This is a genomic window from Dolichospermum sp. UHCC 0260 (genome assembly GCF_009711985.1).
Lineage (GTDB): Bacteria > Cyanobacteriota > Cyanobacteriia > Cyanobacteriales > Nostocaceae > Dolichospermum > Dolichospermum lemmermannii.
In genome coordinates, this window is sequence record NZ_VIKZ01000022.1 from 29,689 (window position 1) to 42,325 (window position 12,637).

At 37.4% G+C, this 12,637-nt stretch carries 9 protein-coding genes and 1 pseudogene; 4 read left to right on the forward strand and 6 right to left on the reverse strand.

Features of this window, described 5'->3' with window-relative positions; translation table 11 throughout:
• Positions 1-73 precede the first annotated feature (73 nt).
• From FJR08_RS10660 to FJR08_RS10680, 5 genes are all read right to left on the reverse strand, one after another.
• Positions 74-244, reverse strand: coding sequence for a hypothetical protein (locus tag FJR08_RS10660; protein WP_015079833.1), 171 nt, complete (start codon positions 242-244; stop codon positions 74-76).
• 370 nt (positions 245-614) lie between these two features.
• On the reverse strand, positions 615-2,771 hold the full coding sequence (locus FJR08_RS10665; protein WP_015079832.1) for a polyribonucleotide nucleotidyltransferase: 2,157 nt from the start codon (positions 2,769-2,771) through the stop codon (positions 615-617).
• Between the two features lie 617 nt (positions 2,772-3,388).
• Complete coding sequence (locus FJR08_RS10670) at positions 3,389-4,069, reverse strand: Uma2 family endonuclease (protein WP_168633143.1); 681 nt, start codon at positions 4,067-4,069, stop codon at positions 3,389-3,391.
• A gap of 608 nt (positions 4,070-4,677) precedes the next feature.
• Entirely contained in the window at positions 4,678-4,860 is a 183-nt protein-coding gene (locus tag FJR08_RS10675) for a hypothetical protein (RefSeq protein WP_168633144.1), read from the reverse strand.
• Positions 4,861-4,997: 137 nt separating this feature from the next.
• Positions 4,998-6,827, reverse strand: a complete 1,830-nt coding sequence (locus tag FJR08_RS10680) for a serine/threonine-protein kinase (RefSeq protein WP_168633145.1) — start codon at positions 6,825-6,827, stop codon at positions 4,998-5,000.
• Between the two features lie 193 nt (positions 6,828-7,020).
• Here FJR08_RS10680 and FJR08_RS10685 point away from each other — a divergent pair, with 193 nt between their 5' ends.
• Genes FJR08_RS10685 through FJR08_RS10700 form a run of 4 tightly spaced genes read left to right on the forward strand, consistent with a single transcriptional unit; the run spans position 7,021 to position 12,356 of the window.
• Positions 7,021-10,212 carry a DEAD/DEAH box helicase gene (locus tag FJR08_RS10685; protein ID WP_168633146.1) on the forward strand — a complete coding sequence of 1,064 codons (3,192 nt, stop codon included), beginning with the start codon at positions 7,021-7,023 and terminating at the stop codon, positions 10,210-10,212.
• Positions 10,213-10,219: 7 nt separating this feature from the next.
• Positions 10,220-11,182, forward strand: coding sequence for a DUF4351 domain-containing protein (locus tag FJR08_RS10690; protein WP_168633147.1), 963 nt, complete (start codon positions 10,220-10,222; stop codon positions 11,180-11,182).
• A gap of 3 nt (positions 11,183-11,185) precedes the next feature.
• Entirely contained in the window at positions 11,186-12,019 is an 834-nt protein-coding gene (locus FJR08_RS10695) for an SWIM zinc finger family protein (RefSeq protein WP_015079826.1), read from the forward strand.
• A complete protein-coding gene (locus tag FJR08_RS10700) occupies positions 12,006-12,356 on the forward strand; it encodes a VapC toxin family PIN domain ribonuclease (protein WP_254435733.1) in 351 nt (116 codons plus the stop codon). Before FJR08_RS10695 ends, FJR08_RS10700 begins: the two co-directional genes overlap by 14 nt.
• Here FJR08_RS10700 and FJR08_RS10705 read toward each other — a convergent pair.
• Positions 12,300-12,629, reverse strand: a pseudogene (locus FJR08_RS10705) (response regulator transcription factor); the annotation flags it as partial. The gene FJR08_RS10700 and the pseudogene FJR08_RS10705 sit on opposite strands and share 57 nt — an antisense overlap.
• Positions 12,630-12,637 lie beyond the last annotated feature (8 nt).

Sequence of the window (12,637 nt, forward strand, 5' to 3'; positions counted from 1 at the left end):
ACAACAAATAAGGGTGTACTCGTGTACACCCTAAAAATTCAGAATATGAAAGAGTAAAATTTAACCAGACGTACTAATCAGCAGCGTCCATTGCTGCTGCGCCTGTGTCTTCCTCTTCACTCTTGGGCGGTCTTTGTTGGAATCTTCTGCCCATTCTACCTGTGGTGGTACGTTTACGAAACTTTCTGGCGTAGGCCTGGTTTCGTAGCGCCTTTTCTTTTTTCGGGTTACGGCGCTTTGCCATATTCACCTCATTAATAAACAACAAAAAATTGGCATCTAGGCATTACTTAGGCCATATTAGCTACCGATATTATTGATATACTTTTTTAGCCTAGTGCAGCAATCAATACACTTTAAATAGCATACCATTATATCGCACTAAAAAGTCTAATGTCAACCAGAATTTAGCGATCGCAAACTCCTAGGGGCGTAAGGACTGCGCCATCATATCATCAGGGTGAGGAGGAAAATTCTATTTTAACAACCCAATTAAATTTAATTTTTTATACTTAAATAATAAAGAATTCGACAGCGATGCCTACTAGCAAGGCATCGCGGATTTTAGATTTGCGATTCATCTGTAATCTAAAATCTAAAATCCAACCAGCGATTTAATGGTTTACGGCTGCTGCTTCCCGTGCTGCTGCTGCTTGATCTGGGTGAATACCCAAGCGTGTGAGGTTAATTCGTCCCTTATTGTCAATTTCTCGCACTTTGACAATCACCTCATCACCAACAGCTACTTCATCTTCAACCTTGCCAACTCGATAGTCAGCAAGCTGAGAAATGTGAATCATGCCTTCTTTACCGGGCAAGAACTCCACAAAAGCACCAATGGGTATAACCCTTGTTACACGACCGATGTAAACGTCCCCTTCATGGAGTTTACGAGTCATGCCTTGAACGATATTCCGCGCTCTCTTAGCTCGGTTTTCATCAACTGCGGAAATGGTGACAGTACCATCATCTTGGATGTCAATTTTTGCACCAGTTTCTTCAGTGATCCCCTTGATGGTTTTCCCTCCAGGTCCAATGACTAGACCAATCATGTCAGGATCAATCTTGATGGTCAACAGACGTGGGGCATAGGGTGAAGTTTCTTCCCTGTGTGTGTCAATAGTCTGGAGCATTTTTTCCAGAATATGTAACCGGGCAGGTTTGGCTTGGTTGACAGCTTGGGCAATTACCTCTAAAGGCAACCCAGATATTTTCATATCCATTTGCAAAGCGGTAATCCCAGTATCTGTACCGGCAACTTTGAAGTCCATATCACCTAAAAAGTCTTCAATGCCTTGAATGTCGGTAAGGATTCGCACTTCGTCCCCTTCCTTAATCAAGCCCATTGCCGCACCACTCACAGGTTTAGTAATTGGTACACCGGCATCCATGAGGGATAGGCTAGAACCACAAACTGAACCCATTGAAGTCGAACCATTGGAAGAAAGAACTTCCGATACTACGCGAATTACGTAGGGAAATTTTTCCTTGGATGGTAGTACAGGTAATAATGCCCGTTCTGCTAATGCACCATGTCCGATTTCTCGTCTCCCAGGGGCGCGTAATGGTTTGGTTTCGCCGACGGAGAAGGGAGGGAAGTTATAGTGATGCAGGTAACGTTTGGTTTGTTCTAGTTGCAAGTCATCGTTGAGGTTTTGGGCATCTCCGGGAGTCCCAAGGGTACACATTGATAGTACCTGAGTCAGTCCCCGATTGAATAAACCGCTACCATGAACTCGTTTGGGGATTATGCCAACTCGACAAGATATAGGGCGGACTTCATCAAGTTTGCGACCATCTACGCGGACATTATCTTCGACAATTTGACGGCGCATGAAGTATTTAGTAATACTTTTGAATGTATTGCCAAGAGCTTTAGAGTTTGCTGTAGCAGCAATGCGAATAGGGTCTTCTTCTGGTAAAGCTTTGATTTCATCAGCAATACTATCTTCAACTGCGTCCAAAGCAATATCACGATCAGTTTTAGTTAACTCAAATTGCGCTAAGATTTTTTTAATCTCATTACTAGCGCGATCGCGGATATAGTTTTCTAATGTCTGATCTGGTTCTGGTGGTGCTTCTTGCACCAGTTTGAGACCTAGTTCATCCAGTAAATCTAACTGGGCCTGAATTAAATCCCGAACTGCTTCGTAGCCAAAATCAATCGCTTCAATAATATCTCGCTCTGGCAATTGATTTGCACCCGCTTCCACCATGATTACCCCATCTGGTGAACCGGCGACGACTAAATCCAAATCTCCCGCTGCAATTTCTGCATAGGTAGGGTTAATAATAAAATCATCCCCCACTAAGCCTACTCGCACTGCGGCCATGGGTCCATTAAAAGGAATTTGGGCAATGAGGGTAGCAATTGAAGCACCTGTTACTGCTAACACATCAGGAGGGACTTGCTCATCCATTGACATGGTTATTGCCATAACTTGCAAGTCATCCCGCAACCATGAAGGGAATAAAGGACGGAGTGGACGGTCAATCAGCCGACTGGTAAGAATTGACTTTTCCGGTGGACGACCTTCTCGGCGCATAATTCCCCCAGGAATTCTTCCCGCTGCGTACAATCTTTCTTCGTAATCTACGGTCAGTGGCAAAAAATCAATGCCTTCCCGCGCTGCTGACCTTGTAGCCGTTACTAAAACAGTTGTATCTCCTGATTGTATCAAAACCGACCCACCTGCTTGGGGGGCTAGTAGGCCAACCGTCAGTCGAATATCCCGTCCATCAAAGGATATTGACTTTTCAAATTCTGCCATTCAGTTTTTTTTCCTTCTCTTACGCGATTCTCACTCTGTGGCAATCCTAACATTTATGCAGTCTAGACGGCTTCTGTAATGAACAAACATCAAACAAAATTTTCTCTGTTAGCTGTACAATAGGCTTCATATCTGGGTTTGTTGTCTCAGTTCTATTTTTGCTGAACGATTTCATAATATTTTATCAATCAATTAAGATGTAATTAACTGTATGGTAATTTCCCCTGTCATTAAAAAGGAATTTTCGGAATTGAATAATTAAATATTTTTGTCAGAATCAGGATGTCCAGGATTTAAGGATTTACAGGATTTTTTTTTGGATTTGGATTTTTATGATTGGCAGATTCGCAGAGTATGGAATTGCTGAATAAAATATTTGATGGTGAAAGTAATGTAATCCTATTTATGCTGATTTAGATATTTTTATCATCATTCATAGAATTTTCAGATTCACAGAATTTGGTGATTATTAAAAATATTTAATCTCTTCATCCTGACAATCCTTTAATCGGTGGATATCATCTCGACTTCGCTCGATAACCACCTGATTCAGACATTTTCATCATTGGTTTATTAAAGCTGTTGTTGGGTTGCGCTGTCGCTTAACCCAACCTACATTAAATTGTATCAGGATCTATATTTAACTCCCGCAATTTTGCTGCTAAACGTTCTGATTTTTTAGTTTCTTTTTCTGCGGTTTCTTCAGGTGTGGGAACTAGCTCTCCTGCTGGGGTAAAATACCGTAATAGTCCTTGATAAATTCCTAAATATAAACCTAGCTGACGACTCCACAAATGTCCTTGCTGATTTTGTTCTAAAGGTTGATATTCTCCGTCTACTAAATGAAAACCTGCAAATTCTAGTGTATAAGGGTCGAACCAAAAATAATCAGGTGTGCGGAAAGTATTTTGATAAAGTTCTTTTTTATATTCTCTATCTGTATTAGCTGTAGTTGGTGAGAGAATTTCTAAAATGAAATTAGGATATTTACCATCTTCTTCCCACACCACCCAACTTTTGCGAGTTTTGCGTTCTGTTCCTAAGACGACAAAGAAATCTGGACCTCGGAAATATTCAGATTTTTTCTGATTAGGACTATAGTAAATGGTGAGATTTCCCGCAGCATAGAAATCATTTCTATCTTTCCATAACCATTCTAGACATTTGAACAGTAGAATTATTTGTCTTAGATGTAGTTCTGTTTCCACGGTTGGTTCATCACTATATAAATCACTTGGGGGAAATATTACATCTTGAGAGATGTTTTCTTGACATTCTAATTCTTGAGTAATCATCATGATGTGATACCAAGTAGTTATTTGTTGATTATAGCATTATGTAGGTTGGGTTGAGAAAACCCAATATTATATTATTCTTTTGTTGGGTTGCGCTGTTGCTTAACCCAACCTACATGACTTTGATGATTTGAATAATTAAATATTTTTGTCTGAATCAGGATGTCCAGGATTAAAGGATTTACAGGATTTTTGTTGGGATTTGGATTTTGATGATTTGAATAATTAAATATTTTTGTCTGAATCAGGATATCCACCGATTAAAGGATTTACAGGATTTTTGTATGAATTTGGATTTTGATGATTTGAATAATTAAATATTTTTGTCTGAATCAGGATGTCCAGGATTTAAGGATGTACAGGATTTTTGTTGGGATTTAGATTTTGATGATTTGAATAATTAAATATTTTTGTCTGAATCAGGATGTGCAGGATTTAAGGATGTACAGGATTTCTGTTGGGATTTGGATTTTTATGATTGGCATATTTGCAGGACATAGGATTGCTGAATAAAATATTTGATGGTGAAAGTAATGTAATCCTATTCATGCTTAATAAGATATTTTTATCATCGTTCACAGAATTGTCAGATCCACAGAATTTGGTGATTATTAAAAATATTTAATCTCTTCATCCTGTAAATCCTTAAATCCTGGATATCCTGATTCAGACAATAAATATTTAATCCCTTCATCCTGTAAATCCTTAAATCCTGGATATCCTGATTCAGACAATAAATATTTAATCTCTTCATCCTGTAAATCCTTAAATCCTGGGTATCCTGATTCAGACAATAAATATTTAATCCCTTCATCCTGTAAATCCTTTAATCCTTTAATCCTTTAATCCTGGTTATCCTGATTCAGATATTTTTATTATATCTTTTGTTGGGTTGCGCTGTCGCTTAACCCAACCTACATGACTGACATTTTCACGGTTTAATTAAAGATTCCTCAGACTGACGATATTTAGCAATTAATTTACGTCTTTTTAGGGGTGGATAAAGCAGCATGAAAAGTGCCGGTAAACTTGTTCCAGTGAGTGCTAACAAAATAAATGTGTTAAAGCCTATTATTATTCCCGTTCCTACACTAATTCCCAATCCTAATATGAGTAGTATTAGTATATTAGTAAACAAGTTTTTAGCCTCTTTAGCCATGTCCTCAGCCAGACCCACAGCCATATACACAGCCCGACCCACAACCCAACCCACGGCCACAGCCACAGCCCCACCCACAGCCCCACCCAGAACCATAGCCCCACCCACAGCCACACCCATAGCCATATCCCGACCCACAGCCCAACCCACATACCGACCCACAGCCCAAACCACAGCCATAGCCACAGCCCAACCCACAGCCAAACCCCCACCCACAGCCATAGCCACAGCCATAGCCACAGCCATAGCCACAGCCATAGCCACAGCCCAACCCACATCCCGACCCACATATAGCAAGATAAAAAACCACACACAGCCCGACACCACGGGCAATACATAATCAGATATCCTCAAATAAGTTATACTCCCAGTTATGGACATGGCTGCCACCACAACCAGTAAAAACATCGCAATTAAAAGCGAATAAGGCAATTTTATCTTCTCAATCGGTAAAGCCGCCGTTTGTACCTTCACCGTCAAAGTATGACTAGCTGGATAAGCATTACTATAAAGAATTAATTGACGTTTATACTGCTTATCCGCCATTAATTTACTCGTATCCACCTCAACCTGACAATGAATATTATTCCTGCTAAACTGAGCAGGTTTAACTGAAATCCAAGCATGATGATCTGGTGTATGGGGTGGGTCTTGAGGATGCGGTGCAACTTCCCATTTACCTTTTAATAAAGTATCTGGTATGGGGTTTTCAATGTTAATATCCCTCCTTAATTTTTCCCCCAGCCAATTCGCTTCAAACTCTAAAACTGTTTCACTAAAATCAACTCCTGGTACACGAATAACATCAAGGGGTTTGAGTGATTCTAAAGCTAATTCTGCATTAGTAAATCGGTCTTTTTGCTTCGGTTGTACCATTTTTTCCAACCAACCGATAAACCGCAAACTTACCTGGGGTAAAAGATGACGAAATTTAATCAAATAAGGATCATCTGCATCTTGCAATTGATCTATTTTTGTGGACTTGATTCCTGTTAATAAACATATCAAAGTTGCACCCAAAGCATACAAATCTGTAGCATTTGTGGGTTTAAACATTTGCTCTGGGGGAATAAAACCAGGAGTTCCTTTAAAAACACTACTTCCAGCTACATCATGACTACCAATACGAGCAAAACCAAAGTCAATTAAATAGACATTGATTTGTTCATCTACTAAAATGTTTTCTGGTTTAATATCTCGATGAATTACCGACGGTATCCGATTTTGTAAATATACAAGAATTTCTAAAATCTTAACTGCAATTTGTTTAATTTCTTCTGGTGAAAAACTGCGAGGTTCTGCTAAAGTAGAAGCATTAATATACTCTTGAACTAAACAAAAACCATCGGAGGTTTCAAAGGAATGCAAGTAACTGGGAATACCAGGATGATCTAATCCTTTAAGTACCTGTATTTCTCGTGCGTGGGCTTCTGAACCAGACCAACTTGAACCCGCTTGAGCAAAACAAAACTGTTTGATTACCTCCGCTTGCCCTGTGTTAATATTTGTTGCTAACCAAGTAATTCTACCACCTTCCCGGTTGCGTCCTAGTTCTCTAATAACCTGATAGCCTTGTTCTTGGAAATCTGGGTAGATGCTCATATTTCTAAGAGGGAATAAGTATAATAGTGCATTTTGATTTTACTATAAGTAGGGATGGTTGAAAATCAGACTGTAAAAGTTTTGTTTCAGTCCAACGTTTGTTACTATTTAAGTTGGAGGAGCAGATTCAGTATCTTCCGCTCTTGCTCAAGATGCAACATAACAATTAAAAAAATAATTAGTCTATTTAAACATGGCAACTTTACACGGAACTTGGATACTAAATAATCAAAATAGTTATTTCTTTATTTGGGGAGAAACTTGGCGTTCTTCGCAGGTACATACTGAGGTATCTGCGGAAATTCCTTTACATCCATTGGCTATGACATCAGTGGAATTAAATGAATGGTTAGAAGCATCTAATTTATCAATTGCTAATGTAATTCAGCCATCTCCTACTACTAAACAAAAACTTAAAAGTAAACCATCAACAGAAATAAAATTACCTCTTCATTCTCAAACTGTTTCTTTACCAACTTATTTTTTAGAAAATAAAAAATCAGGGTTAACCACAATTTCTCCAGTTCATTCTGTCAGCGTAGATATAGATCCTCCATCTTCACAATATTTACATCCTTGGCAAATTGATGGTTTTTGTCTCACTCCGGCATTAGCAATTCAATTTCTCTCATCTTTACCTTTGAGTGCAAATGATAGTAAAGCAGCTTTATTAGGTGCAGATATTCATTTTTGGGTACATATTTACAGATGGCATTTAGACTTAATTTCTCGTTGTAAATTTTTACCAACTGTTGAAAAACAAGATAGTAATTTAATTGCCAAATGGCAGGTACTTTTAGATAGTGCTGTAGATGTCACTAGGTTAGAGAAATTCGCCTCACAAATGCCCTTAGCTTGTCGAACATATCAACAGACTACCGAAAATATAGCAATTGATTTACCATTAATACCTCAAGAAATTATATTATCATTTCTCAATAATATTACAGATAATCAATTGCGGTTAATGGTTGGTTCTCAATCTCCTCTTGAACCTAGAATCATGATGTCCTTACCTGCGGCATTACAGCAATGGTTACAAGGATTAATTAATGAAAATAATATAATTGATGCAGCAGGAGGAGAACGTTTAGAAACTACGTTAAAAGCTTGGACTTTACCATTACAATATCAACTTACAGGTAAGGCTTTATTTAGAACTTGTTTTCAATTACTGCCTCCAGAAAATGAAGACCCAAATTGGACTTTAAAATATTTTCTCCAAGCAGCAGATAACCCAGAATTGTTAATAGACGCAGCGACAATTTGGCATCAATCTGTAGAAAAATTAGTTTATCAAAATCGCACAATCGCACAACCTCAAGAAACATTTTTGCGAGGTTTGGGTTTAGCTTCTCGATTGTATCCGATAATTACCCCTAGTTTAGAAACTGCATCTCCCGAATTTTGTCACCTTACCCCCATGGAAGCTTATGAATTTATCAAAGCTGTAACTTGGAAATTTGAAGATAGTGGTTTAGGCGTAATTTTACCTCCTAGTTTAGCAAATCGGGAAGGGTGGGCAAATCGTTTAGGGTTAAAAATTAGTGCCGAAACTCCTCAACAAAAATCAGGACGTTTGGGTTTACAAAGTTTATTAAATTTTCAATGGCATTTGGCAATTGGTGGACAAACAATCTCTAAAGCTGCGTTTGATAAACTGGTAAAATTAAATAGTCCTTTAGTCGAAATTAATGGTGAATGGGTAGAATTGCGTCCCCAAGATATTAAAACTGCCCAAACTTTTTTTAGTTCCCGTAAAGAACAAATGTCTCTTTCCTTAGAAGATGCTTTACGCATTAGTAAAGGAGATACTCAAGTAATTGAAAAATTACCTGTTGTCAGTTTTGAAGCTTCCGGTGCATTGGAAGAATTAATTGGGACATTAACTAATAATCAAGAAATTCAAACTTTACCAACTCCTGGCAATTTTACCGGACAATTAAGACCTTATCAAGAACGTGGTGTAGCTTGGTTAGCGTTTTTAGAAAGATGGGGTTTGGGCGCTTGTTTAGCGGACGATATGGGATTAGGTAAGTCGGTACAGTTTATAGTTTTCCTACTTCATCTCCAAGAACAAAACGCATTAGAAAAACCGACGCTTTTAGTATGTCCTACTTCAGTTATGGGCAATTGGCAAAAAGAAGTCAAAAAATTTGCCCCCACAATCAAAGTTTTAGAATATCACGGTGATAAACGCCCTAAAGGTAAAGCATTTACAGAAGCAGTTAATAAACACGATATAGTAATTACTAGCTATGCACTGATTCACCGCGATATTAAGTTATTGAAAGTAATTGAATGGCAAATAATTGTTTTAGACGAAGCCCAAAATATCAAGAATTCCGAAGCAAAACAATCACAAGCCGTCCGGCAATTAGAAACCACATTTCGGATTGCTTTAACTGGTACACCTGTAGAAAATAGATTACAAGAATTATGGTCTATTTTAGATTTTCTTAATCCTGGATATTTAGGGAATAAACAATTTTTCCAAAGACGGTTTGCTATGCCGATTGAAAAGTATGGTGATACTGCTTCTTTAAATCAATTACGTTCTTTAGTTCAACCTTTTATTCTGCGACGGTTAAAAAGTGATAAAGACATTATTCAAGACTTGCCAGATAAGCAAGAAATGACGGTTTTTTGTGGATTAACTTCCGAACAAGCTACACTATATCAACAATTAGTAGATGAATCTTTAGTAGCAATTGAATCTGCGGAAGGTTTACAACGTCGGGGGATGATTTTAGGATTATTAGTGAAGCTAAAACAGATATGTAATCATCCTTCTCAATATTTAAAATTAGCAACTTTAGAAAAACATCATTCAGCTAAATTACAACGACTAGAGGAAATGTTAGATGAAGTTTTAGTAGAAGAAGACCGCGCTTTAATTTTCACACAATTTGCTGAATGGGGTAAATTGCTAAAACCTTATTTAGAAAAGAAATTAGGACGGGAAATATTCTTTTTATATGGTAGTACCAGCAAAAAACAAAGAGAAGAAATGATTGATAGATTCCAACATGACCCCCAAGGACCACCAATTATGATTTTATCGTTAAAAGCTGGTGGTGTGGGCTTAAATTTAACTAGGGCAAATCATGTATTTCACTTTGATAGATGGTGGAATCCCGCAGTGGAAAATCAAGCCACAGACAGAGTATTTAGAATTGGTCAAACTCGCAATGTCCAAGTTCATAAATTTGTCTGTACTGGGACTTTAGAAGAAAAAATTAATGATATGATAGAAAGTAAAAAACAACTCGCAGAACAAGTAGTAGGTGCAGGAGAAGATTGGTTAACGGAAATGGATACAGACCAACTTCGCAACTTATTAATATTAGATCGGAATGCAGTCATCGAAGAAGATGAAGTTTAAGGAAGATATGACAGAAAACATAGACCATGACCGCTTATTCAAAGAACTAATATCAACTTTTTTCATAGAATTTATAGAATTATTCTTTCCTCAAGTTCTCGAATATATAGACACAGAATCAATTATATTCTTAGACAAGGAAATATTTACTGATGTTACCGCAGGAGACAAATATGAAACCGACCTGATAGCCAAAGTTAAATTTTTAGGTCAACCTTCTTATTTTGTGATTCATATTGAAGCCGAATCAGGTGCAAGACCGAAATTTAATCAAAGAATGTTTCGTTATTTTGCCAGATTAGATGAAAAATTGGACTTACCAATATATCCGATAGTGATATTTTCCTACGACTCACCCAAAACCGTAGCCGTGAATAACTATCAAATCAACTTTCCTGATTTTCAAGTGCTAAAATTTAATTATCAAGTAGTGCAACTGAATCAACTCAACTGGCGAGACTTTTTAGCCCGTCCAAATCCAGTTGCATCGGCTTTGATGTCAAAAATGAGCATAGCGCCAGAAGATAGGCCAAAAGTCAAAGCAGAATGTTTAAGGTTATTAGTCACCTTAAAATTAAATCCAGCCAAAATGCAATTAATATCAGGTTTCATTGACACATATTTGAGATTGAATAAAATAGAAGAAGAGAAATTTCAAACAGAAATAGGTACATTAATCAAAGAAGAAAAGGAGGAAGTTATGCAAATTGTCACCAGTTGGATGGAAGAAGGAATTGAACGAGGAATTGAACGAGGAATTGAACGAGGAATTGAACGAGGAATTGAACGAGGAATTGAACGAGAAAAAAATTTAATTCTCCGTTTAATTAATAGGAAGTTTGGACAAATTGATCGAGAATTAGAAACTGAAATTAGAAGTTTAAATATAGAAATCATTGAGACTTTGGGAGAAGCAATATTTGATTTAGATACTGTGGAAGATTTGCAAAATTGGTTAGATAATCTTTAATATATGAGTAACGAAACCTTACAAGCAAGTCGGGAATGGTGGTCACAAAGATGGCTCGATTTACTGGATTCTTACCGATTTAAAAAGCGCTTAGAACGGGCAAGAAATTATTCTCGACAAGGAAATGTTTTGAGTATTAGATTTAAAGCTGCGAAAGTATTAGCTAGAGTCCAAGGTAGTGAAGCAGAACCTTATAAAGTTTCTTTATCTCTTGATGCTTTTAGTGAGGAAGAATGGGGTTATGTGGTGGAAACAATGTCTCAAAAGGCGATTTTTGCGGCTAAGTTATTAGCGGGGGAAATGCCACAAAATATTGAAGAAGTTTTTATCAGTAATGGTTTATCATTGTTTCCCTTTACTCTGACTGATGTTCACAGTAAATGTTCTTGTCCTGATAAAGCCGTTCCTTGTAAACATATAGGTGCAGTATATTATCAATTAGGCGATCGCTTTAGTGAAGATCCATTTGTATTATTTCAATTACGTGGACGCACCAAAGAGCAAATTATCAGCGATTTACGTCAATTACGCAGCACTAAAAATGTAGAAACAATTCAGGAAATATCGGCAATTCAACCAGAAGTTTCTGAACATCAATATCCCGTTAAAATAGATGATTTTTGGCAATATAATCAGCCGTTAGAATCGTCTTTAGTAGTTATTTCACCTGCTGTTAGTGAAACAGTATTAGATGTATTAGGGACAATTCCCTTAGCGAAAGATGAGGGAAATACAACTAATTTACCTGCTAGTGAATTGGTGATGAAATATTTAAAAGCCATTTATCAAGATGTGAGTCAAAAGGCATTTGTAGCAGCGATGAATGTGGGACAATAAGCAGGGGAAACGCACTAATATTATTGCAGCAATTTTCAGAAATAATCCAAAAATTATTATTAAATTAGACAAATTACGTACTCAAGGAGAAAAAGTTTTTATCAGTGGAATGACTTACTATGAAATTCAACGGGGATTTCTAGCTGTCAAAGCTACGAGAAAGTTAATCAACTTAGAAAATTTAGGCAATGAATACAAGGTATTACTATTAGATGATATGGCTATATTTCAAAAAGCTGCGGAAATCTATGCTGATTTGAAACAAAGAGGTTTACCAATTCAATTTTTCAGCCGCAACACCTTTAAGACAATAACCTTGAGCGCCCACTTCAATTAACCGCGTAATCAGAGATTTTTGGGAATGGGAAGTAAGAACTAAAACTGGCAAATTAGGATATTTTTGTTTAATTTGATAACAGGCTTCAATTCCGCCAATTCCTGGTAATCCTACATCTAAAATAACGACATCAAGAGGGTGCTGGTTGACTAACTCAATGGCTGTTTCACCATCTTCCGCTTCCGCGATAATCTCCAAACCAGTTTCTTGCTGCAATCGCACACGCAAGCCCAAACGGAAAAGTTCATCATCCTCAACTAGGAGGATTTTTATGGGGGTAT